This is a genomic window from Methylobacterium brachiatum (genome assembly GCF_900113845.1).
GTDB classification, from domain to species: domain Bacteria; phylum Pseudomonadota; class Alphaproteobacteria; order Rhizobiales; family Beijerinckiaceae; genus Methylobacterium; species Methylobacterium brachiatum.
The window spans coordinates 85,966-109,003 of the sequence record NZ_FOQW01000012.1; the positions used below are offsets into that span (position 1 = coordinate 85,966).

Here is a 23,038-nt window from a genome sequence, read left to right on the forward strand (position 1 = left end):
GGATCCCGGTCAGGCCGAGCAGCGGGCGCGCTTCTGCTCCCGGACGACGCCCTGGCGGACGGTGCTGCCGGCATTGGGGAACTTCCGGTCGAGCTCGGCCAGGGTCGCGCAGGCCTGCTCGCGGGCCCCGAGGGCGTTGAGCGTGACGCCGAGCTTCAGCATCGCGTCCGGCGCCTGGGACGAGCGGGCATAGTCGGTGGAGACCTTCAGGAACTGCTCGGCCGCCTCGCGGTTGCGGCCGCGGGCCAGGTAGCTCTCGCCCAGCCAGTAGGTCGCGCCGGCGACCCGGTTGTCGCGGGGATGCGACTGGATGAACTGGCGCAGGCCCATCTCGGCCTGCTCGTACTGCTTGGAGCGGACCAGCTCGACCGCGGCCTCATAATCGGCGGCCGGGTCGCCGGTCCGGGTGGCGGCCACGCTCTCGGCCGGTCGGGTCGCCGGGACCGGGATCGCGCCGGTGCGGGCGGGCGGCCGCAGGTCCACCGGCTCGTCGTAGCCGGGGGCGGCGCCCTCGGCGTCGGGATCCTCGTCCTCGATCGCGGCCCGGGGCAGAGCCTGCGGTCGGGCCGGCGCCGCCTCGGCGGCCTCCCGGGCCGGCAGGGGCGGGGAGGGCGGGGTGCTGCCGAGCGGCATCGGCGCCCCGGGGGCGCCGGGGGCCTGGGACGGGTCGAAGGCGTCGCCGCGCTTGCCCGGACGTCCGGCACCCGGATTGCCGCCATTGACCGCGCCGGCCGGAGCCGGCGCCGCCGAGGGGGCCGCCTTGCCGCCGCCCTTCCCCTCGTTCAGCCGGAACTCGACATCCTCCTGGAACTTGCGCAGCTGCTCTTTCAGCTGGCGGTTCTCGTACTGGAGGGTCTCGATCTGCCCGGCCATGATCCGGGACTGGTTCTCGATGCGCCCGAGGCGCACCACCAGTTCCGAGGCGTCCTGCGCGGCGGCCGAGTGGCCGAGGAGCAGGGCCCCGAGAATCGTCGTGAGCGCGAGGCGAGTGCGAAGACGGGCGGGCATGATGGGCTGCGGTCCGATGGAAGCGCGAGGCCCTATCAGATGCGCCGTTCCGCGGCAAAACTGCGGCGCGCTCCGGTCGGAGTCGGGGCCGCGCGCAGAGGTCCGGGCCGAACCGCAAGCCGCACGCCATCTTGGGCGCCTACGAGGTCGGTCCCTTCCGTGCTGCAGCGCGGGTTCTGCCCGGGGGTGCGCGACCGCGTCAGACGTCGGCGCGCCCCGGGCGGAAGCCGCCGAGGTCGCCGATTTGACCGATCCGTCTCCGCCTCTTCGCCAGCCGGTCCGCGATCCCCGCGCCGCGGAGGCGCCGCGGGATCGGGAGCTGCATCTCCTGGTCGGCCTTACCAAAGCGAGCAAGCTCATCGAGATCGGGCCGGCCCACAACCCGCTCGTGCCGCGCAGCGCCGGGTGGAACAGCTTCAGCCTCGACCACGCCACCCGTGCGGATCTGATCACCAAATACGCCGGCGACCCGGCGGTGGACCCGACGCGGATCGAGGAGGTCGATTTCGTCTGGCACGGCGGATCGCTGACCGATGCCGTCCCGGCCGAGCACCACGGCACCTTCGACGGGTTCATCGCCAGCCACGTCATCGAGCATACGACGGATGTCGTCAGGTTCCTGCAGGCGGCCCGGACGCTCCTGCGGCCCGAGGGCGTCGTGGTCCTGGCCGTGCCGGACAAGCGCAAGTGCTTCGACTTCTACCGGAACCCGTCGACCACGGCCGACGCGATCCTGGCCTACGAGGAGAAGCGGGACCGGCACGATGTGCGCACGCATCTCGATTACGGCCTGCGGATCGCGAAGAAGGGCGGTTTCCCGGCCTGGTTCGAGAGCGACACCCAGCCGGCCGAACTCGTCTGCGGCATCGACGTGGCCTGGCAGATGCTCGGCTACCGCGACGTCCGCGACTACGTGGACGTCCATAACTGGGTGTTCGTGCCGGCGAGCTTCGAGCTGATGATGCTCGAACTCGGCCAGCTCGGGCTCCTCGACCTGCGGGTCGAGAGCCTGACCGAGATGCCGGACACCGAATTCCTCGTCCGGCTGCGGCCGGGAACGGATACGATCGATCCGGCGGAGACCCAGCTGCGCCGCCGCGGGCTCCTGGAACGGATGCTGATCGAACTCGCCGATCAGACCCGGCAGATCGCGGGGAGCCCGCTCGCCGTTCCACCCCCGGATTCGTCCCGGCCCGGAGCGGGCGCCCGATGGCGCCGCTGGCTCGCGGCCGGGCCCTGGCGTCGCCGCGTCGATCTTTGAAAGCCCGGTTCCCGGAGGGCGGCATACCCTCCGGAAACCGGATTCCGGCGGGATCGCCGCCTTAGGCGCCGGCGCCGCGGTCGAGCACGATCACCGCGCGGCGGTTCTGCGACCAGCACGAGATGTCGTTGCACACCGCCACCGGCCGCTCCTTGCCGTAGGAGACGGTGCGCATCCGGTTCGCCCCGATGCCCCGCGTGGCCAGGTAGTCGTTGACCGCCTGGGCCCGGCGGGCGCCCAGGGAGAAGTTGTACTCGCGGGTGCCGCGCTCGTCGGCATGGCCCTCGATGATGAAGGTGTAGCGCGGGTAGCGCTGCAGCCAGGCCGCCTGCTTGTCCAGGGTGGCGGTGGCGGTGGGCGTCAGGTCGGTGGAATCCGATTCGAAGAAGACCCGGTCGCCGATATTGACGACGAAGTCCTGCGCGCTGCCCGGGGTCGCGGCGCCGGCCCCGAAGGCGGAGGCGTCGGCGAGATCCTTGTCGTTGCTGCAGGCGCCGAGCCCGAGGGCGGCGCAGACAGCGAGGCCGAGGGCGAGTGCGCGGAAACGCTGGGGCATGATCGTTCAACTCCTCGAGCGGTGCCGAAGGCCGGCTGCTGGTCTTCGAGGCGGGTCCGCGTAGTCCTGAGCGCCGGTGATAGGCGCGGATGGTTAAGCGACGGTTCCGACCGGCGCCGCGGAGCCTCCTGCGAGTCCCGGCCGGTCGGCGGCGTGCGCTGCCGCACGCAGGAGGATGCTGACGCGCCCGGATTGCGGCACCGCCGGGGCGGCGGCGCAAGCGCGGCTATTTCCGCCCCGCCGGTTGCCGCGATGCAACAGGGCCGGATACCGCTTTCGAGGCCGCTTTAAGGGATCCTCAACCCTGTGGGTTCTTGATTCAACCAATCGATCCGCGGACCGCCCCCATGCCCCCCGCCCAGTGCGTCCTCATCGTCGAGGATAGCTACCTGCTCCTCGAGATCATCGCGAGCCTGTGCGAGACGCAGGGCATCCGGGTGATCGAGGCCTCCACGGGCGAGGCGGCGCTGACGCTGCTGCGGGCGCGGGGCGCCGAGATCGACTGGCTGTTCACCGACATCCATCTGCCCGGGCTGATCGACGGTTGGACCGTGGCCCACGCCTTCCGGGCGATCCATGCCGACCGGCCGGTGGTCTACACCTCGACGGATTCGAGCGGCGGACGGGGCGTCCCGGGCAGCCTGTTCCTGCGCAAGCCGTTCCAGGTGCAGGCGGTCAACCGCCTTGTGCGGATGATGGTCGAGGGGCTGAGCGACGCGCCCCTGTGCGCGGCAGTCTGAGCGGGTCTCGCCTATCCGGCCCGGAACAGGGCGACGATCTCGGGCGCGGCGAGCCACGCATCCACCCGCTGGCAGGCGAGGTCGCCGGCCGACATCGCGTCGTAGATCGCGAAGCTCGCCGCGATGAAGCCCGGCAGGTCGTAGAGCTTCGGGAAATCGTCGCCCCGGGGCTTCATCTTGAATAGGAACGAACCGGTCAGCCCGAAATGCTCGGCGATCGGCGGGTAGAGCGGCCAGACCACGTCCTGGGCCAGCTCGTCGCCGAGATAATCCTCGACCTCCACGGGCTCGGGCCGAATCCCGCTCTCCAGCAGCAGCCGCCGGGCGATGTCGCCGATGACGAAGGCCTTGGGGTGGTTCATCACGTGCATGAAGGCGCCCCGGCGGGCCCAGCGGGTCACCTCCCGGTCCAGGCCGAAGCCCAGGGCGGACGCGGACGCCACCAGCTCGTGGACGGCCGGATCCCAATGGTCGAGATAGCCGAGCCGCCGGAACACGTCCTCGCGGAACAGGGCGGCGGTGCGTCCGGCATCGAGGCCGAGCCGGTGGGCGCAGAGGACGATCGCCGAGTGGTACTGCCCCATCGGCGAGGGCGCGAGCTTGAGCGCAGCGAGGTCCGAGGCCTGGCCGACATAGACCATGTCGGGATGGAAGGCCGAGAACACGATCGACGGGAACAGCTTGAGCCGCGGGTCGGCCGCCCGCAGGGTCGCGATATCGCCCCCGGGGATCAGGCCAGCCGGGAAGGCCTGCGAGAAGACGTGGTCGTGGGAGCGCAAGGTCCGGATCAGGCCGTCGACATGGCCGTGGTCGCGCTTGAGCGAGCCCATGGGCAGGTAGCGCACGGGGCTCTTCGGCGCGAGCAGGCGCATCGCCTGGGCGATCCCCCGGGCCTGGCAATTGCCCAGCACCGCGATGGCCGGTCCGTCGCGCGTCGTGGCGGCGCGCGCGCGGTTTCGCCATGGTGTCGCCCAGGTAGGCGCCCAACTGGGTGTCGACAGGGAAAACGCGCTGCGGGCGCGCCGGGGCAGATCGTTCAGGGCCACGTCGCGTGCCGGTGTCAGCGGACGGCTCAGCATCCCCGAGGGCGCTCGCCGTCGTGAAGAAGAGGGTTCGAAGATGGCGTTGAATCCGTATACGGGTCTACCGGCCGAGCGATTCTGGCGCAAGGTCGTGACCAACGTGCCGCCCTTCGCGGTCAATCCGCACCCGAAGGACACGTTCGCGATCGGGCCGACCGACAAGGTCGCCACCGGCGGCTCCTGCTTCGCGCAGCGGGTGGCCGAGGCGGTGCGCGGCGCCGGCTTCAACTACTACCTGACCGAGCCGCCGCCCCCCGGCATGAGCGCCGAGGAGGCCAATGCGCGCCAGTTCGGCACCTTCTCGGCCCGGTACGGCAATCTCTACTACACGCGCCAGTTCGTGCAGCTGTTCGACCGGGCCTACGGCCGCTTCGAGCCGGAGCTGAAGGCGTGGCTGCGCGACGACGGCCGCTACGTCGATCCGTTCCGCCCCACCGTCGAGCCGGCGGGCTTCGCCAGCGAGGCCGAGGTGGTCGCGGCCCGCGACGCGCATCTGGCCGAGGTGCGCCGCCTGTTCGAGACCCTGGACGTGTTCGTGTTGACGCTGGGCCTCACCGAGGGCTGGCGCTGGCGGGCCGACGGCGCGGCGCTGCCGCTTGCCCCCGGGGTCGCGGGCGGCACCTTCGATCCGGAGCTCTACGAGTGCGTCAATGCCGGCGCGGCCGAGGTCCTGGGCGACCTCAACGGCTTCCTGGACCGGCTCTGGAGCGTGAACCCCAAGGCCCGGGTGATCTTCACGGTCTCGCCGGTGCCGATGATCGCGACCTACATGGACCGGCACGTGATGGAGTCGAACAGCTACTCCAAGTCGGTGCTGCGTGTGGCCGCCGGCGAGGTGGTCGGCCGGGGCGATCCGCGGGCGGTGTATTTCCCCGCCTACGACATCGTCACGAGCAACGTGAATGCCGGGCGCTACTACAACGAGGACCAGCGGACCATCAACGACGCGGGCGTGCGCCACGTCATGCGGCTGTTCCTCTCGACCTTCGCGCGCGACCGCGCGGCGGCGGCCCCGACCCACGCCCCCGTGGACCTCGCGGCCGAGTTCGAGGGCAATGCCGGCGTGATCTGCGACGAGGAGGAGATCGAGCGCAGCGTGGCGTGACCGACCGCGCCGAGCATGCGGGCCGGCGCGCCTACAGGGTGCCGATCCGCGTGCTCGTCAGCGGAAGCTCGAACATCGATCCGGGCCTGGCCCGCTCGGCGAAGGTCTCGATCCCGCTCCAGAGGGCCAGGATGCGCTCCGCCTGCTTGACCAGGGGCGCCTTGCAGAGGCCTGCCGACAGGAAGAAGCCGGTCAGCCGCGACGCCCGGAAAGCGTTGAACTCCGCCTTGTTCCTGCGGATACGGCGGTCCCCCGAGATAACCACCCAGCCGCCCTCGCGGCTCAGCTCGGAGATCCATTGCAGGTCCGTCACCCCGGGCCCGTAACGCTCGCGGATGTGGAGGATCTGATGCTCACCCGCGAACAGGGCCGCCAGGGCCCGGGCCAGGGCGGGCGAAAGGTTCTCGTCGACGACGACTTTCACGCCGCCTGGAGGGACGCTTCGAACCGCACGGCATCCCGGACCACGGCTACGGGAACCTCGTACAGACGCGCCACCCGCTCGGTCGAGCCCTCGGCTGTGACGGCCTCGGCCAGGGCCACGGTCGGCACACCGGAGATGGCTGCGATCGGCTGGCCGAAGGCACGGCGCGGGTCGATGACGATCGAATCCCGACCCTGAAACGGCCGCCAGCGGACGACGATGTCACCCTCGATGTCGAGATCGCGAAACGTCTGCTCCAGGACCGCCCGGATGACGTATTGTCCGCGTGCCAGATCGATCACCTCGCTCTCGCCATCGGATTTCAGGCTTTCGAGGAAGATCGTGCGTCCGTCGGTCTTGAACCGGCGGGTTGAGAAGGGCCGGGCATCCTGCACGGCCTCGCGCGCGGCTTCGAGGCAGCGGCGGATCACGCGCAGATCGACATTCTCGCGTACGAACGCCTGGACGAAGCGCAACTCGATCAGATCGCGGAAGCCGAGTTCCAGGTGATGATCGTTCGCCGGCAGTTCGGGCGTCCAGAGCGGCGGCATCCGCCCCGGACGGCCGCCGGAGGTGAACCCATAGCCCCCGAGCCAGCGGCTGATGGTCCGGGCCGGCAGGCGAATCAGCCGTGCAGCCTCGGGAACGGTGTAGAACCCGGTCCCCAGGGGAGCCGCCTCAAGGGCAGAACTGTCCGTACGCGCCGTCATCGCGGCGAGCGTACCCCGCTCGGAGGCGCTCCGCTACGGGCATGGCGGCCCGGCCGCACCCGGTTCGGGTTTGCCATCGGCCGAACGTTTCGGGCAGTGTCGGCGCCACCGAAGCGTAACCGTGCCGGAGTCGATCCCCGTGAGCCTGCCCCCGCCCCGCCAGCCCGACCACGCCATCGACCCGATCTTCGTGGCGCGGCACTCGCCCCGCGCCTTCACGGGCGAGGCGCTGCCCGAATCCGAGCTGCTCCGGATGATCGAGGCGGCGCGCTGGTCGCCCTCGGCGTACAATTCGCAGCCCTGGCGCTTCCTCTACGCCCTGCGGGGGGATGCCAACTGGGACACGTTCTTCGGCCTGCTGGTGCCCGGCAACCAGAAATGGGTCTCGGGCACCGGCGCAATCCTGTTCCTGGTCTCGAACGGGTTGATGAAGGTCGGCGACGAGCTGAAGCCGTCCTACAGCCACTCCTTCGACACCGGCACCGCCTCGCTGGCCTTCCAGCTCCAGGCGATCCACCAGGGCTGGCACGCGCACGGCATGACCGGGTTCGACCATGTCCGCGCCCCCGAGGTGCTGCGTCTGCCGGAGAACCACCGGGTCGAGGCCGCCTTCGCGGTGGGCCGCAAGGTCCCGGATGCCGAGCTCACCGAGGAGCAGCGGCCCCGCGAGGCCCCGAACGGCCGCCGGCCGATCACCGATTTCCTCATCGCCGGCCCGTTCCCGCAATCCGACCGCTAACGCAGTCCGGAACCGGGGGTGCGACCGGGACTTGGTCGATATTGCCATCGCGCGGCGGGGCTGACGCATCCCCCGCCCCGCGCCGATCGGAGTTCGCCCATGGACCCGAAACCCTCGGCCCCGCCCGGCGGCACGGCCGCCCCCGCGCCGTTCCTGGACGAGGGCGGGTTCGACCACGCCTCGGGCCTGCAGAGCATCGCCGAGCGCCACGGGGTCAGCCTCGATGCGGTCCGCCATCTGGTCCAGGCCCTGGAGCGCGGGCACGGCACGATGGCGCAGTTCAACCATGCCGATCTCGGCGGGATGGGGCAGTGGTTCTCCGGCGGCATGGTGATGGTCGGCCGGATGTTCGACGACGGGCTGAAGGCGCGGGTCGACGCCCTCTGCACCGAACTCGCCGCGGCCCTGCCGGCGGGCGGGTTCTCGGACGCCACACCCGAATCGCGGCGCGGGGGCGGCGATTGGTGGCCGGCCGGCCTCGGGCACCCCGCGAGCACCGGCGCGCAGGACGGGATGCGCTACGCCTATTTTCCCGAGACGCGGCGGCTCGCGATCGATTCCGGGGCCGGCATTGCCCTCTACGATACCGGCGAGCACCACATCTCGGGGGTCTCGCAGGCGAACGGCAGCCTCGACCTCACGGGCCCGCGGGGCGTCGTCGCCCTCGACCGCCTGCGCCGCATCGAGGCGGAGACGGCCGCCCCCCGGCAGGTCGACCCAGCCACACCGCCGGCCGCCCCGTCTCAGCCGGCCGCGCCGGAGGCGTCATCCTCGGGCGACGTCCTGGCGACGATCGAGCGGCTGGCGGAGCTGCACGCCCGCGGCGTGCTCACCGAGCGGGAGTTTTCGGACAAGAAGGCGGAGCTGCTGGCGCGGCTGTGACGTTTCGGGCCGCAGGCCTGTCGCCCATCGCGCCTCCCATCCACCCCCCTCATCCTGAGGTGCCGAAGCGAAGCGGAGGCCTCGAAGGAGCCCTCCAGGGATCGCAGCGACTCATGGAGGGCTGCTTCGAGGCCCGACGATCTCCGATCGCTGGGCACCTCAGGATGAGGGGTGGATGGGAAGATCCTCGCTCGCGATCAGCGGGGCATCGACCGCTCAGGCGATGCCGGCGCGCAGCAGATCGTGGACGTGGACGATGCCCACCGGCCGGCCATCCGTGACCGCGAAGACCGCGGTGATCAGCCGGCGGTTCATCAGTTCGAGGGCCGCCTGGGCGAGCTTGTGCGGCTCCACGGTGATCGGGTCGCGGGTCATGATCGCCGAGACCGGGGTATCGAGGATCTCGGGGCCCATGTGGCGGCGCAGGTCGCCGTCCGTGACGATGCCGACGAGGCGGCCGGCGCCGTCGGTGACGCCGACGCAGCCGTAGCGGCGCGCCGCGATCTCGATCAGCACCTCGGACATCAGCGCGGTCTCGTGAACCAGCGGCATGTCCTGCGGACCGTGCATCACCTGCTGCACGGTCTTCAGCCGGGCCGCGAGCGTCCCGCCCGGATGGAGCGTGTGGAAGCGCGCCGAGGTGAAGCCGCGCCGCTCCAGCAGCGCCACCGCCAGGGCGTCGCCGAGCGCCAGCTGGATCAGGCTGGAGGAGGTCGGGGCGAGGTCGTGCGGGCAGGCCTCGCGGACCCGAGGCAGTTCCAGCAGCACGTCGGCGGCCTTGCCGAGCGTGCTGGCGCCGTTGCGCGTGATGGCGACCAGGGGAATCGAGAAGCGGCGGCTGAAGCCGACGAGGTCGGACAGCTCCGCGGTCTCCCCGGACCAGGACAGGGCAACGATCACGTCGTCGCGGGCGATCATGCCGAGATCGCCGTGGCTCGCCTCGGTGGGGTGGACGAAGAAGGCGTGGGTGCCCGTGGAGGCCAGCGTCGCGGCGATCTTGCGGCCGATATGCCCGCTCTTGCCGATGCCGCTGACGATCACCCGGCCCTTGCTCTGCAGGATGGTCTGGACCGCCTCCTCGAAGGCCACGCCGAGCCGGCCCTGGAACGCTGCGCTGGTCTCCTGCAGGGCGGCGATGCCCAGTTGCAGGCTGCGGATCCCGACATCGCGGGTGCTGGCGAGGTTCGTGGACGCCGAATCGTAGAGATCGTCGCGCAGGGCGCTGGAGGCGGGAGCGTTCATCGGTTCCGTTCTGGACCCGTCGGGCGGATCCGGCGCCCAAGGGGCTGCAAGGGGGCGATGCGAAGCAAGGCTCGCGACGCTAGGGAGCCGTCATGGTTGAAATGTGACGCCGGGACGACATGCCGCCCCTCTCTGTCCGCCCGGCGGTTGAAGGCAGGCCCCGGCGGGTCCATGCTCCCGGCACGCCAGATCAAGAGAGGGCCCGAGCCCCATGACCATCCGCTTCCCCGAGCCCGACCCAAAAATCCTCGCCCGGCGGGAGGCGATCCTGGCGGGCCTCGCGCCCCTGGTCGCCCCGGAGGCGCTGGTGACCAGCGAGGACGAGCGCCGGGCCTTCGAGACGGACGGCCTCACCGCCTACCGGCAGATGCCCCTGGCCGTGGTCCTGCCCTCGACCACCCAGGAGGTCGCGGCCGTGATGGCCTATTGCCACGCCCAGGGCGTGCGGGTGGTGCCGCGGGGCGCCGGCACCTCGCTCGCCGGCGGGGCGATCGCGCAGGGCGACGCGATCATCCTGGGGGTCGGCAAGATGACCCAGGTGCTCGACCTTGATTTCGAGAACCGCACCGCCCGGGTGCAGAGCGGGCTCACCAACCTGGCGATCTCGGGCGCCGTCGCCCATGAGGGCTTCTTCTACGCCCCCGACCCGTCGAGCCAGCTCGCCTGCACCATCGCGGGCAACATCGCGATGAATTCCGGCGGCGCGCATTGCCTGAAATACGGGGTGACCACCAACAACCTGCTGGGCGTCACCCTGGTGCTCAACGACGGCACCGTGGTGGAGGTCGGCGGCCAGCATCTCGACAGCCCGGGCTACGATCTCCTGGGCCTGATCTGCGGGTCGGAAGGGCAGCTCGGCATCGTCACCGAGGCGACGGTGCGGATCCTGCGGGCGGCCGAGGGCGCCCGGCCGGTGCTGGTCGGCTTCTCGAAGGTCGAGGATGCGGGCGATTGCGTCGCCGCGATCATCGCGGCCGGCATCATCCCGGTGGCGATCGAGTACATGGACCGCGAGGCGATCCTGATCACCGAGGATTTCGCGAAAGCCGGCTACCCGCGCGACGCCGAGGCGATGCTGATCATCGAGGTCGAGGGCTCGGATGCCGAGTGCGAGGCGATGCTGGCGCGCATCGAGGCGATCGCCGAGGATTTTCGACCAACCAGCCTGCGCGTGTCTCGCTCGGAGGCCGAATCCGCGGCGATCTGGAAGGGCCGCAAGTCCGCCTTCGGGGCCACGGGCCGGATCTCCGACTACATCTGCATGGACGGCACGATCCCGACCGGCCAGCTCGGGCCGGTGCTGGAGCGGATCGGGGCGATCTGCGCCGGGCACGGCCTGCGGGTGGCCAACGTGTTCCATGCCGGCGACGGCAACCTGCACCCGCTGATCCTGTTCGACATCAACAAGCCGGGCGAGTTGCAGAAGGCCGAGGCCGCTGGCGACGAGATCCTCAAGCTCTGCGTCGAGGTCGGCGGCTGCCTCACCGGCGAGCACGGCGTCGGCATCGAGAAGCGCGAGCTGATGCGCTTCCAGTACAGCCAGGCCGACCTGGAGCAGCAGATGCGGGTGAAGGCGGTGTTCGATCCCGACTGGATGCTCAACCCCGCCAAGGTTTTTCCGCTGGAGGGACGGCTGGAAGCCAAGGCAGCCTGAATTCGGGGATCCCAAAGGGCTCAGCCCTTTGGCGGGTCGTCAGGGCAGAGCCCTGATGACGCTCTGACTCTTTGTCAGGCCGCCACACCGTCGCGACTCTGCCCGACTTCCGGCGCCCGCAGGCTTCCCGAGGTGAGGGCGAGGATCGCGGCGAGGTCGGCCACCGGCGCGGGGCGGCCGAACAGGTTGCCCTGCAGCTCCTGGCAGCCTTCCTCGCGCAGGATCCGGGCCTGCTCGGGGGTCTCGACCCCCTCGGCCAGGACGTCGATCTTCAGGGCCCGTCCGAGCCAGACCATGGCCCGCAGGATCTCGACGCTGCCGCCGTCGCGCGCCAGCCCGCGCACGAAGCCGGGGTCGATCTTGAGCCGGTCGAACGGGAACCGGTGCAGGGTGCCGAGGCTCGAATACCCGGTCCCGAACGCGTCCATGGCGATCCGCACGCCCGCGGCCCGCAGCGCCCGCAGGACCGACAGGTTCGCGGCGTTGTCCTGCGACAGGACCGATTCCGTGATCTCGAGTTCGAGGCGTTCCGGGCGCAGGCCGCTCTCAGCGAGCGCCGCCCGCACATCCGCGTCGAGGCCCTCGCCGGCGAAATGCAGGGGCGACAGGTTGACCGCGACCCTCACCGAGTCCGGCCAGGCGGCGGCGGCCCGGCAGGCGGTGGCGAGCATCCAGGCACCCAGCGGCTTGATCAGCCCGACCTCCTCAGCCAGCGGGATGAACTCTGCCAGGCCGACATCGCCGTGCTCGGGGTGATGCCAGCGCGGCAGGGCCTCGAATCCGTGCAGGGCTTGGCTGTGGGCCCCGACGATCGGCTGGAAATGCAGCACGAACCGGCCTTCGGCCAAAGCGTGCCGCAGGTCGGTGCCGAGCTGGCGGCGGCGCTGGATCTCGACATCCATGGCCGGATCGAAGAAGCGCCAAGTGCCGCGCCCGGCGGCCTTGGCCTGGTACAGGGCGATGTCGCCCTGCCGCAGAAGCGTGGCGGCAGTGCCGGAGGCGTCGTCGGCGCTCGCGATGCCGATGCTGGTGCCGATCGCGAGCGTGTAGCCGTTCACCGTGATGGGAGCCTCGAGCGCCGCCACGAGGCTCCGGGCCAGGCGCGCCGCATCCGCCGGCAGGGCGGCCATGCCGAGGACGATGGCGAACTCGTCGCCGCCGAGCCGGGCCACGAGGTCGTCGGCCGCCACCGTCGCGGCGAACCGGGCCGCCACCGCGCAGAGCAGCGCGTCGCCGACCGGATGCCCGTGGGTGTCGTTGACGGTCTTGAACCCGTCGAGATCGAGGCACAGCACCGTGGCCGGGGCGCGGGGGTCGCAGCGGGCGAGCGCGGCATCCATGCGCTCCTTCAGGACGAGGCGGTTCGGCAGGCCCGTGAGCGCGTCGTGCCGGGCCATATGGGCGACCCGGGCCTCGCTGCGGCGGCGCTCGGTGACGTCCTCGTGGGTGCAGAGCCAGCCGCCGCCGGGGATCGGCGCGTGGACCACGTTGACCGCCCGGCCGTCGGCGAAATCGCAGGTCAGCGAGACCGGATGGCCCTGCGCGGCGGTGTGCTCGCAGGCCGCCACCAGGGCCGCGGCGGCTGCCGGGCCGAGGCCGCGCTCGGGGTCTTCCAGATGGGCGAGGAGGGCGGGCAGCGCGGTCCCGGGCCGGCGCAGGGCCTCGGGCACCGCGTACATCCGCGCGAAGCGCGCGTTCATGACGATGAGGGCGGCGTCCCGGTCGAACAGGCACAGGCCCTGGACCATGTTGTCGAGGGCGATGCCGAACCGGGCATCCTGGACGCGCAGAGCCCGCTCGCCGCGCTCGCGCGCCTCGGCCGCCGCCCGGGCCGCCTCGGACTGGGCGAGCTGCGCCTGCGCGCGGGCCCGCCGGCGGCCGAGCAGGACCAGCCCGAGCAGCCCGAGATCGAGCAGGAGCGTCGCGGCGCCCACGATGGCCGCCTGCTGGCGCACGGCCGCCAGGCAGGCCGCGGCGGTGCGGCTGACGCTGAGGATCAGCGGGTAGGTCTTCAGGGCGCGGGCGGCCACGAGCCGGTCCTGGCCGTCGATCGGGCTGACGGTGCGCGTGACGCCGCCGAGGGCGGGGCTTGCGGAGATCAGGGTCGCGCCGGCCTGAGAGAAGATCCGGCCGATCGTCCCCGGGAAGTGCGGGTGCCGGACCAGCAGCATGCCGTCGTTGCGGAACAGCGACACGACGGCGTCGTCCGCCGGCGAGATCCGATCGTACAGGCCCTCAAAATAACCGAGCTCGACCGCGCCCAGGACCAGGCCGAGGAAGGTGCCGTCCGGGGCCGCGACCTTCCGGGCGATGTAGATCGTCATGGCGCCGTCGCCCCGGTTGGAGACCGGACGGCCGACGTAGCGCTGCAGGCTCGGCTCGGAGGAGAGCGCCTTGAAGTAGTCCCGGTCGGCGATGTTGACCGTCGGGATCGGCCAGTAGCGGCTGAAATTGAGCAGCTGTCCGCGCGCATCGACCAGCGTGATGGCGTTGGCCTGCGGCAGCGCCGCGATCCAGGTCCGCAGGGCCGCGTGCATGGCCGGCCGGGAGGCCACCTCGGCATATTGGTCGGCGCTGCGGATCCCCGCGGTCCGGAACTCGGCCAGGACGGCATCCTGGACGAGCTCGATCGCCTGCAGGGCCCGGTCCGCCTGGTCGGCCAGGATCGTGGCGAGGCCGCCGAGGCTGCGCTCGTTGTCCTCGACCGCGCGGGTTTCCAGGTGGACGATGAACAGGGCGGCCGAGCCGGTGATGACCAGGGCGAGGCCGAGGGCCGCCCAGGCCCGCAGATCGAGCGCGTGCCGCCCGCCCATGCGCCGGCCCGCCCGCGCGACGAACGGCATGATAGATTTCGAACCCACCTGACCACGCCCGAACAACGCTCGATAACAGCGCTATAGTGGCCCCGTTAATGAGTTGTTGTTCCGATCGTGTGGATCGGCGGGCGATTCGACAATTGATTTTCGTGTGCGTTGTGTGCCGCCCGGGCGATCCCGGCCGTCACTCGGCCGCGCGCAGGGTCGGGACGCTCAGCCACGCATCCCCCTGACGGGCTGCCAGGAGACCCGTCAGGGCGGCGGCCGGCATGGCCCGCCCGTAATGGTAGCCCTGGCCGACCTTGCAGCCCAGCGCCCGCAGGACGACCTCCTGGCCCTCGGTCTCGATGCCCTCGGCCACGGTGTCGAGGCCGAGATCGTTGCTCATCCGGATGATGGCGCGGGTGATCGCTGCGTCGTTAGCCTGGGTGAGCAGGTCGCTCACGAAGGTCCGATCGATCTTCAGGGTCGTGAGCGGGAAGCGCTTGAGGCTGCTCAGTGAGGCGTAGCCGGTCCCGAAATCGTCGAAGGCGATGCGCACCCCGAGGGCGCGCAGGTCCCGGATCGTCCCGAGGGTGCGGTCGTCGCTCTGCAGGACGACCCGCTCGGTGATCTCCAGCTCCAGCCAGTCCGGCGCGACGCGGTGGCGGGCGAGCGCGTCGGCGACCTCGCGCACGAGGTTGCCCGCCTTGAACTGGGCGGAGAACAGGTTCGCCCCGACCCGGAAGGGCGGCAGCCCCTGGTTCCGCCAGGCCGCGATCTGCCGGCAGGCGGCGTCCAGCACCCAGGCCCCGACCGGGAGCGCCAGCGGGCTCATCTTGATCGCTGGAAGGAACGCGCCGGGCAGGAGGAGGCCGCGCTCCGGGTGCTGCCAGCGGATCAGGGCTTCGGCGCCGACGAGCCGGCCGGTCGCGAGGCAGATCTGCGGCTGGTAATGCAGCACCAGCTCGTCGCCGTGCAGCGCGCGCAGCAACGCGTCCTGGGTGCTGCGCACCGCCACCGCGGCATGGCGCATCTCGGAGGTGAACATCCGCGCACCGCCCCCGCCCTCCTGCTTGGCCCGGTAGAGCGCGAAATCGGCGCTGCCGATCAGCTCCTCGCCGCTCCGGCCGTGATCGGGGGCCAGGGCGAAGCCGATGCTCGCGCCGACCCGCAGGACATGGGCCTCGACCACGACCGGATCCGCCAGCGCGGCCAGGATCGCGCTGGCGCAGGTGCGCGCCGCCAGGGGATCGCCGGTCCCGGGCAGCAGGACGACGAACTCGTCGCCGCCCAGGCGGGCCATCACGGCCCGGCGCGGCAGAACCGCCGGGATCCGGACCGCGATCGCCTGCAGGAGCGCGTCGCCGACCGCGTGGCCGAGGCTGTCGTTGACCGCCTTGAACCCGTCGAGATCGACCAGCAGCACCGTGGCGGCCTCACCGCGGCGATACAGGTCGTTCAGCAGGGACTCGAACCGACGCCGATTCGTGAGGCCGGTCAGGTCATCCTGGTGGGCGAGCTGGAGCAGACCGGCCTCGCGCCGACGCCGCGCGGAGATGTCCTGGATGACGGCGCCAAGATTCGGTTCGCGCGCGTCGTCCCAAAGGGACAGGGAGACCTCCACCGGGCATTCCGTGCCGTCCTTGCGCCGGACCATCACCTCGAGGGTGCGGCCGACGACTTTCGCGAGATGGCCTTCGAAGATCCGCCCCAGGGCGGCCCTGTGGGCCGCGCGCATCCGCTCGGGCACGATCAGCTCGAAGGGCGCGCCCAGCATCTCGTCGAGATCGTAGCCGAACAGGGACGCGGCCGCCCGGTTGGCAAACCGGATCCGCCCCTCCCGGGTGAGCGCCAGCAGCGCCAGCTCGGTGGCGTTGGCGAAGCCCATCATGGACAGCCGCGCCAATTCGCTGCGCCGCAGGGTCATCTGCTCGACCACCATCGCGGCGAGATCCGCCAGCGCCTGGCGGTCATGGGCCGGGAAGAGCCCGCGCGGCGCCGTGTCGGCCACGCACAGGGCCCCGAGCCGGAAGCCGTCGGCGGTGATCAGGGGGGCGCCCGCGTAGAAGCGGACGAAGGGCAGCCCCACGACCCGAGGATTGTCGATGAAGCGCGGGTCGCGCTGCGTATCCGGGATGACCAGAACATCGTTCGACCGGATCGTGTGGGTGCAGAACGACGCGCTGCGGGGCGTCGGCCCCTGATCGAGGCCGACCGGACCGAGGCCGGTCTGCGCCTTGAGCCATTGCCAATGCTGGTCGATCAGCGAGACGTAGGCGATCGGCGTCCGGAACAGGCGCGCGGCCAGCCGGGCGATCGCGTCGAAGCGCTCCTCCGGGGCCGTTCCCGTGATCTGGAACCGGCCCAGCGCGTGAAGGCGCAGCGATTCCTGCTCCGCCAGAGCATATTCCGACGTGGTCGCTGCCGACACCAGTTCTGCCCCCGGCGCTTCAGACCCGACATTCGCGGGCGCTGCCGGGGATGAACTTAATCCGCGAGTCTTATCGGAGGTTTAAATCAGTGGTTGTTGCGGCGTTCCGGTCCTGAAGACCGCGTCGCGCCCGTTCAAAACGACGGCTCTCGACCGTTTCCGGCCGCGAGCCTGTATCCGTCCGGCGATCGCGCCGCAATCTGTGTCACCCGCGACGCGATTGCCTCAATCCGAGATCGCGAAATCGTGCCCCGGCCCATGACGGGGCCGGGGACGATCCGCGAGAGCCCTCAGGCGGCCTCGACCGACTTGCGGCTGGCGCGCCCCTTGGCGGCGGGGGCGGATTCGATCTTGCGGCCGCGGCGGGCCGGGGCGGGCGTCGGCTCCGCGTCGGTCTCGACGTCCAGTTCCTTGCCGCCCTGCTGGGCGCGGCCGGGCTGGCCGAGTCCGAGGCTCTTGGCCAGGGCCGAGCGCTGCGCCGAATAATTCGCCGAGGTGGTCGGGTAATCGGCCGGCAGGCCGAAGCGCTCGCGGTAGCTCTGCGGATCCAGGCCGTGCTTGGTCAGGTGACGCTTGAGCGTCTTGTACGACTTGCCGTCGATGAAGCTGATCAGGCCATCGGGCCGGATCGACTTGCGGATCTGGGCCGGGGTCGGCCGATCCACAGTGTCTTCGGCTGCGGCGGAAGGTCCCGAGGCGATCGAATTCAGCGCCTCATGGATGCTCGCGATCAGCGACGGCAATTCGGTGGGGGGCAGGGAGTTGTTGGCGACATAGGCCGCGACGACGTCCACGGTCCGCTCGATATAGTGCACTTGGGATGTCGGCGCTTCTTCGGACATTCTCACTTTCCCTGGGTTGGACGCTCGTTGAGGTAGCCTCTTACTGCGAATTAAAACAGCGGCTGGAAAAAGCAAGGTGACCCATACAATTCCCCGTGATCGTGTGAAAGTTCAGGTCTACATCGACCGGCCATGGCTACAGGTTGAAGTTGCATTGGCAGCGTTTTCACCGCACTTGCCCAGCGCTTTGTCCTCACGCGGGCGACGAATGCTGCTGCAGGCCGGAGGCCGGGTTTTCGCTGGCGGGAGAGACAGTTACGCCCTAGGTGAACGGCGGCCGCGCGCGGTCTAGGCGGGTCTTTCCCGGCACTGCACCGGTCTTGCCATGAAGACGCAAAATATTTTTGCTGACCCGTCAATTGCCTGTGTGTTCCCGCACAGCGGGGACGGCTGATTCGGGCTCAGGCGAAGGATTTGCGCGGATCGAACGCGTCGCGCACTGCTTCGCCGGCAAAGACCAGGAGGCTCAGCATCACCGCGATCACCAGGAATCCGGTCAGCCCGAGCCACGGGGCGGTCAGGTTGTCCTTGCCCTGGGCGAGCAGCTCCCCGAGCGAGGGCGAGCCGGGCGGCAGGCCGAAGCCGAGGAAATCCAGGGAGGTCAGCGTCGTGATCGAGCCGTTCAGGATGAACGGCAGGAAGGTCAGGGTCGCCACCATGGCGTTGGGCAGCAGGTGAACCGTCATGATCCGCAGGTTCGACAGGCCCAGCGCGCGCGCGGCCCGGACGTATTCGAAGTTCCGGGCTCGCAGGAACTCGGCCCGTACGACGCTGACCAGCGCCACCCACGAGAACAGCAGCATGATCCCGAGCAGGACGAAGAAGCCCGGGGCGATGAAGGCCGAGATGATGATGATCAGGTAGAGGGTCGGGATGCCGCCCCAGACCTCGATGAAGCGCTGGAAGGCGAGATCGACCCAGCCGCCGAAATAGCCCTGCACGGCGCCGGCCACGACCCCGATCGCGGACGAGACCGCGGCCAGGATCAGCCCGAACAGAACCGAGATGCGGAAGCCGTAGATCACCCGCGCCAGCACGTCCCGGGTGGTGTTGTCGGTGCCGAGCCAGTGCCAGGGAATGTCGGCGCAGGTCGCGCCGCCGAGCTTCTCCGCCACCGGCTTGCACTGGGCGTCCGAGAGCATCCAGGTCGGCGGCGAGGGCGAGGGCGTCGGCAGGTCCTCGTTGATCGTGTCGTAGGAGAACCGGATCGGCGGCCAGAGCGCCCAGCCGTGCTCGGCGATCTCCTTGCGGATCTCGGGCGAGCGGAAATCCGTGACAGCCAGGAACCCGCCGAACTTCTCCTCCGGGTAGTCGACCAGAACCGGGACCAGCCACTCGCCCTTGTAGGACAGGACGATCGGACGGTCGTTGGCGATGAATTCGGCGAACAGGCTGAGGACGAACAGCGCGGCGAAGATCAGGAACGACCAGTAGCCGAGGCGGTTGCGCCGGAAATTGTCGAGCCGGCGCCGATTGAGCGGCGACAGCCAGCCGCGCCCGCCCGAAACCGGGGCCGGCGCGGGAACGGCCTCATCGGGCCGCAGGACGATCGGCTGGGCGCCGGGCATCGGCGCCGGGACGACCTCGCTCTCGCCGGGACGCGCGATCTCGTTCATGGCCGCGGCCCTTGGCGAACGGGACGGGCCACGTCCGGCCCCGACGTCCGGAGACCGATCAGGTGTCGAGGCGGATCGCGGTGCCCTCGATCTCGTTCGGGCGGACGCCGCCGGTCCGCTCCATCCAGCGCCGGAGCAGGTGAACGTTGCGGCGGTTGGCCTTGAAGGCGGCATCGAACAGGTCGCCCGCCAGGGGGACCACGCCGAGCAGGCCGTCGACGGCGACGTTCAGCCCCATCCGGGCGACCAGCCAGCGAGGCGCTCCGAGGCGCTTGGCCTCGTAGACGATGAACGAGGAGATCACCATGCTGGCCACGTCGCCGATCACCGGCACGAGGCCGATCAGCGCGTCGAACCCGACCCGCCGGTTGATCCCCGGGATCACGAAGGCGGTGTCCATGACATGCGCCAGCGTCTCCAGACGGGCGAGGCTCGCCTCGCGGTCGAGATTCGCCGACAGGAACGGCGGCAGCCGGGTGGACGTCGCGCCGGCGGAATTCCTGCCGCCGGGAAAGGCCTCGGCGCCCACGAAGGGACCGGTCCGGGGAGCCTGCCGGGAAGCCTGGGTGAAATCCATCGCGGGGATCCGTCGGAGAGCCATCACCCTCAACGACGTGGCCCCCCGGCCGGATCCTCGCAAGGCGGCGGCCTGCGACCATCATGCCGCACCCCCGGCGAGACCGCGCATCCGCTCCAGGGCGGTGTCCAGGGTGGCGTCGGCCTTGGCGAAGCACAGACGCACGAGGCTGCGCACCGACCCGTCCGGATAGAAGGCGCTGACCGGGATCGCCGCGACGCCGTGGCGGGTGACCAGAGCCTCGCAGAAGGCCACGTCATCGGCGTAGCCGAGGCCGGTTATGTCGATGTTGAGGAACCACGTGGCCTGCGCCGGCAGGACCCGGAAGCCGAGATCGCGCAGGCCCGCGTCCAGCCGGTCGCGGGAGGCGGCGTAGCCCGCCCGCATGGCGTCGAACCACGGATCCGGCTTGGCGAGGCCGTAGGCCACCGCATCCTGGAGGTTGGGCGGCGTGGTGAAGGTCAGGAACTGGTGCGCCTTGGCGAGCACGCGCATCAGCCGGGCATCGGCCATCACGAACCCGACCTTCCAGCCGGTGAGCGAGAAGATCTTGCCCGCCGAGCCGATCTTGACCGTCTGCTCGCGCATCCCGGGCAGCGCCATCAGCGGCTGGTGGCGGGCGCCGTCGAAGACCACGTGCTCCCAGACCTCGTCGCAGATCGCGGTGACGTCGAAGCGCGTGCAGTACCCGGCGAGCAGCGCCAGGTCGTCCGCCGCGAACAGGGTCGCGCTCGGGTTGAGCGGGTTGTTCAGAACCACGGCCCTGGTCCGCGGGCCGAACGCGGCGGCGAGCGCCGCCTCGTCGAGCCGGAAGAAGGGTGGCTGCAGGGACACGATCCGCGGCACGCCGCCGGCCCGCTGCACCAGGGGCAGGTAGGCATCGTACATCGGGGCGAACAGCACGACCTCGTCGCCGGGCTCGATCAGCGCCAGCAGCGCGCCGGCCAGCGCCTCGGTGGCACCGGAGGTCACCATCACCTCGGTGTCGGGGTCGAGGGTCAGGCCCTGGTGCCGGGCGTAATGCGCGGCCACGGCCTCGCGCAGGGCCGGCAGACCCATCATCGGCGGGTACTGGTTCCAGCCGTCGATCAGGGCCCGGGCGCCGCGCTCGCGCACATCCGCGGGGCCCGGATCGTCCGGAAAACCCTGCCCGAGATTGACCGCGTCGTGGGCCCGGGCGAGCCGCGACATGGTCTCGAACACTGTGGTCGGCAGGGCGGCGAAGACCGGGTTCATGCGGGGCGGGACGCCGCTTCGGGCGCTGCAGACGAGCGAGACATCCTCGGCATGTAGCATGGGGTCGGCGGCGTGCGGAATGTGCGCGGCCGCACAGACCCGGACGACACGATCGGACGCCGGGACTGACGAATGTTGACATTCATCAGTCGTATCGTAGGTTCGTCTCACGGCTGGGGCGGCGCTCTCACCGGCGGGGCTTTGCCCCCTCGCTCCGTCAGCGAGACGCCGCTCCGGTCCCGTCAAAGGGCCATCGATCCCCGGATCGGTGGCCCTTTTCGCATGCCGGGGGCCGGTCGCTCTGGTAGCGTCTCAGGCCCGACGGATGCGACCATGCGGACGACACGCTGCCTCCTCCTCGCCGTGCTGATCGCCGGCCTGGGCCTCGCCCTCCGCCTCGGCGTGCCGGTCGCGCCCGTGGACCCGCCGTTCCGCGCCGTGCTCGACGCCTACGCGGCACCGGATTCGTCCGCGGCGGAGCCCAGCAACACGGCTGAAACCTCGCCGCCCTAGTGACGGCGCATTGGCCGGGCATCCAACACCCGCCCGGCGACGGAATATGCCGCAGCGGCCGGACGCCGTCCGGCCCCTATAGCCGCGTAGGCCGATGCGACCGTCCGGGCCGCCGAAGCGTAGGCGGCCGGGACATGCGCCATGGGGGCGTGCACAGCGAGGGATAGGGTACCGTCGGTCGCGCAGGCGTCCGGCATGTGCTCTAGTCAGGCATGAACGAGAGTTCACCGATCCGCACCGACACGGCGCGCGCCTACCAGCCGGGCGAGGCGCCGGCGCGCGACGTCCGCACGCGGCGATTCCGGCCGATCCGGTGGCTCGTGATCCTGGCCCTTCTGGCCGGAGCCGGGGCGATCGGGCACCGCTGGTACGAGGCGCGCACCGACAAGGGCGCCGAGCCGGCCACGGCCCACAGGGCCGGCGGCCGCGGCGGGCGGCACGGCGGCGGCGACATGGCGCAGGCGGTGGGCATCGCCACCGTGACGACCGGCGACATGCCGGTGGTGCTCCAGGGCCTCGGCACGGTGACGCCGCTCGCCACCGTGACGGTGAAGTCGCAGATCAGCGGCTACCTGATGGCCGTGAAGTTCCGCGAGGGCCAGACCGTCAAGGCCGGCGACGAGCTCGCCCTGATCGATTCTCGCCCCTACGAGGCGCTGCTCGCCCAGTACCAGGGTCAGCTCGCCCGCGACCAGGCGCTGCTGCAGAACTCGAAGCTCGACCTCCAGCGCTACCAGACGCTGAACCGGCAGGACTCGATCTCCAAGCAGAACGTCGACACGCAGGCCGCCCTGGTCAAGCAGAACGAGGGCACGGTGGCGGCCGACCAGGCGCTGGTCGACCAGCAGAAGCTCAACATCGCCTACACCCACATCACGTCGCCGGTGGACGGGCGGGTCGGCCTGCGCCAGGTCGACCAGGGCAACTACGTCTCGGCCGCCTCGACCGCGATCGTGGTGGTGACCCAGCTCCATCCGATCTCGGTGATCTTCACCCTGCCGGAGGACGACGTCGCCCGGGTGATGCGCCAGGTCCGGGCCGGCGCCAAGCTCGCCGTGCGCGCCTACGACCGGGGCGACGCCCACCAGATCGCGGTCGGCAGCCTCGACACGGTCGACAATCAGATCGACACGACCACCGGCACGGTGAAGCTCCGGGCCTTGTTCGACAATGCCGACGAGGAGCTGTTCCCGAACCAGTTCGTCAACGCCAAGCTCACCGTCGACACGGTGCGGGGTGCCGCCCTGGTGTCGAATTCCGGCCTGCTGCAGGGCACGCCCGGCACCTACGTCTACCTGATGGACGGGGACAGCAAGGTCACGGTCCGGCCGGTCAAGACCGGGGAGACCGACGGGACCAACACCGTCGTGGTCTCGGGCCTGAAGCCCGGCGACCGGGTCGTCGTCGACGGCACCGACCGGCTCAAGGACGGCGCCGAGGTCCGGATCACCGACGGCGCGCAGGCCGCGGGCGCGACCGGCGCGGTCACGGGCGCGGGCGACAAGCCCGGCGGCAAGCCGGCCGCCGGACCCGACGGGACGGCCGATACCGCCCGCCCGGCCGCTCCGGAGGGCGGGCGCCGGCGCCGGCAGCAGCCGTGAGCCCGGCTTCGGCGCGCCTGC

Annotated in this window: 20 protein-coding genes; 8 read left to right on the top strand and 12 right to left on the bottom strand. The window is 70.8% G+C overall.

Features of this window, described 5'->3' with window-relative positions:
- Positions 1 to 9 precede the first annotated feature (9 nt).
- Positions 10 to 1,008: a tol-pal system protein YbgF gene (ybgF, locus tag BMZ47_RS16990; protein ID WP_091863520.1), complete on the bottom strand. Its 999-nt coding sequence runs from the start codon at positions 1,006 to 1,008 to the stop codon at positions 10 to 12.
- 244 nt (positions 1,009 to 1,252) lie between these two features.
- Here ybgF and BMZ47_RS16995 point away from each other — a divergent pair, with 244 nt between their 5' ends.
- On the top strand, positions 1,253 to 2,269 hold the full coding sequence (locus BMZ47_RS16995) for a class I SAM-dependent methyltransferase (protein ID WP_091863521.1): 1,017 nt from the start codon (positions 1,253 to 1,255) through the stop codon (positions 2,267 to 2,269).
- 61 nt (positions 2,270 to 2,330) lie between these two features.
- Here the strand turns inward: BMZ47_RS16995 and pal are convergent, their stop codons facing one another.
- Positions 2,331 to 2,825, bottom strand: coding sequence for a peptidoglycan-associated lipoprotein Pal (gene pal, locus BMZ47_RS17000; RefSeq protein ID WP_007565379.1), 495 nt, complete (start codon positions 2,823 to 2,825; stop codon positions 2,331 to 2,333).
- 347 nt (positions 2,826 to 3,172) lie between these two features.
- Between pal and BMZ47_RS17005 the strand changes: the two genes are divergently transcribed.
- Positions 3,173 to 3,565, top strand: a complete 393-nt coding sequence (locus tag BMZ47_RS17005; protein WP_091863522.1) for a response regulator — start codon at positions 3,173 to 3,175, stop codon at positions 3,563 to 3,565.
- An 11-nt stretch (positions 3,566 to 3,576) separates the two neighbouring features.
- On the opposite strand, the gene BMZ47_RS17010 is transcribed toward BMZ47_RS17005, so the two are convergent.
- Complete coding sequence (locus BMZ47_RS17010; protein ID WP_091863523.1) at positions 3,577 to 4,644, bottom strand: WcbI family polysaccharide biosynthesis putative acetyltransferase; 1,068 nt, start codon at positions 4,642 to 4,644, stop codon at positions 3,577 to 3,579.
- A gap of 40 nt (positions 4,645 to 4,684) precedes the next feature.
- Between BMZ47_RS17010 and BMZ47_RS17015 the strand changes: the two genes are divergently transcribed.
- Positions 4,685 to 5,752, top strand: a complete 1,068-nt coding sequence (locus BMZ47_RS17015; protein WP_091863524.1) for a GSCFA domain-containing protein — start codon at positions 4,685 to 4,687, stop codon at positions 5,750 to 5,752.
- A 31-nt stretch (positions 5,753 to 5,783) separates the two neighbouring features.
- On the opposite strand, the gene BMZ47_RS17020 is transcribed toward BMZ47_RS17015, so the two are convergent.
- Both BMZ47_RS17020 and BMZ47_RS17025 read right to left on the bottom strand, forming a co-directional pair.
- Positions 5,784 to 6,176: a DUF5615 family PIN-like protein gene (locus BMZ47_RS17020; RefSeq protein WP_007565372.1), complete on the bottom strand. Its 393-nt coding sequence runs from the start codon at positions 6,174 to 6,176 to the stop codon at positions 5,784 to 5,786.
- Complete coding sequence (locus BMZ47_RS17025) at positions 6,173 to 6,886, bottom strand: hypothetical protein (RefSeq protein WP_091863525.1); 714 nt, start codon at positions 6,884 to 6,886, stop codon at positions 6,173 to 6,175. The genes BMZ47_RS17020 and BMZ47_RS17025 overlap by 4 nt, the downstream gene beginning before the upstream one ends.
- A gap of 139 nt (positions 6,887 to 7,025) precedes the next feature.
- On the opposite strand from BMZ47_RS17025, the gene BMZ47_RS17030 reads away from it, so the two are divergent.
- Together BMZ47_RS17030 and BMZ47_RS17035 are read left to right on the top strand one after the other, a co-directional pair.
- Entirely contained in the window at positions 7,026 to 7,625 is a 600-nt protein-coding gene (locus tag BMZ47_RS17030; protein ID WP_007565368.1) for a nitroreductase family protein, read from the top strand.
- 99 nt (positions 7,626 to 7,724) lie between these two features.
- Positions 7,725 to 8,507: an SHOCT domain-containing protein gene (locus BMZ47_RS17035; RefSeq protein ID WP_091863526.1), complete on the top strand. Its 783-nt coding sequence runs from the start codon at positions 7,725 to 7,727 to the stop codon at positions 8,505 to 8,507.
- A gap of 216 nt (positions 8,508 to 8,723) precedes the next feature.
- Here the strand turns inward: BMZ47_RS17035 and BMZ47_RS17040 are convergent, their stop codons facing one another.
- Complete coding sequence (locus tag BMZ47_RS17040) at positions 8,724 to 9,749, bottom strand: KpsF/GutQ family sugar-phosphate isomerase (protein WP_007565364.1); 1,026 nt, start codon at positions 9,747 to 9,749, stop codon at positions 8,724 to 8,726.
- A gap of 211 nt (positions 9,750 to 9,960) precedes the next feature.
- On the opposite strand from BMZ47_RS17040, the gene BMZ47_RS17045 reads away from it, so the two are divergent.
- On the top strand, positions 9,961 to 11,403 hold the full coding sequence (locus tag BMZ47_RS17045; RefSeq protein ID WP_007565362.1) for an FAD-linked oxidase C-terminal domain-containing protein: 1,443 nt from the start codon (positions 9,961 to 9,963) through the stop codon (positions 11,401 to 11,403).
- 74 nt (positions 11,404 to 11,477) lie between these two features.
- On the opposite strand, the gene BMZ47_RS17050 is transcribed toward BMZ47_RS17045, so the two are convergent.
- From BMZ47_RS17050 to BMZ47_RS17075, 6 genes are all read right to left on the bottom strand, one after another.
- Positions 11,478 to 14,246, bottom strand: a complete 2,769-nt coding sequence (locus BMZ47_RS17050) for a bifunctional diguanylate cyclase/phosphodiesterase (protein WP_091863527.1) — start codon at positions 14,244 to 14,246, stop codon at positions 11,478 to 11,480.
- A gap of 157 nt (positions 14,247 to 14,403) precedes the next feature.
- Positions 14,404 to 16,632, bottom strand: coding sequence for a putative bifunctional diguanylate cyclase/phosphodiesterase (locus BMZ47_RS17055; protein ID WP_091863528.1), 2,229 nt, complete (start codon positions 16,630 to 16,632; stop codon positions 14,404 to 14,406).
- Positions 16,633 to 16,922: 290 nt separating this feature from the next.
- A complete protein-coding gene (locus BMZ47_RS17060) occupies positions 16,923 to 17,474 on the bottom strand; it encodes a Ros/MucR family transcriptional regulator (RefSeq protein ID WP_007565356.1) in 552 nt (183 codons plus the stop codon).
- 401 nt (positions 17,475 to 17,875) lie between these two features.
- Positions 17,876 to 19,090 (bottom strand): ABC transporter permease, encoded by a 1,215-nt coding sequence (locus tag BMZ47_RS17065; RefSeq protein ID WP_007565354.1) that lies wholly within the window; start codon positions 19,088 to 19,090, stop codon positions 17,876 to 17,878.
- 58 nt (positions 19,091 to 19,148) lie between these two features.
- Positions 19,149 to 19,667, bottom strand: a complete 519-nt coding sequence (locus BMZ47_RS17070; protein WP_091863529.1) for a DUF4112 domain-containing protein — start codon at positions 19,665 to 19,667, stop codon at positions 19,149 to 19,151.
- Positions 19,668 to 19,748: 81 nt separating this feature from the next.
- Positions 19,749 to 20,903 (bottom strand): aminotransferase, encoded by a 1,155-nt coding sequence (locus BMZ47_RS17075; protein ID WP_091863530.1) that lies wholly within the window; start codon positions 20,901 to 20,903, stop codon positions 19,749 to 19,751.
- Positions 20,904 to 21,236: 333 nt separating this feature from the next.
- Here BMZ47_RS17075 and BMZ47_RS17080 point away from each other — a divergent pair, with 333 nt between their 5' ends.
- A complete protein-coding gene (locus BMZ47_RS17080) occupies positions 21,237 to 21,416 on the top strand; it encodes a hypothetical protein (protein WP_091863531.1) in 180 nt (59 codons plus the stop codon).
- A gap of 212 nt (positions 21,417 to 21,628) precedes the next feature.
- On the top strand, positions 21,629 to 23,017 hold the full coding sequence (locus BMZ47_RS17085; RefSeq protein ID WP_091863532.1) for an MdtA/MuxA family multidrug efflux RND transporter periplasmic adaptor subunit: 1,389 nt from the start codon (positions 21,629 to 21,631) through the stop codon (positions 23,015 to 23,017).
- Positions 23,018 to 23,038: the final 21 nt, after the last annotated feature.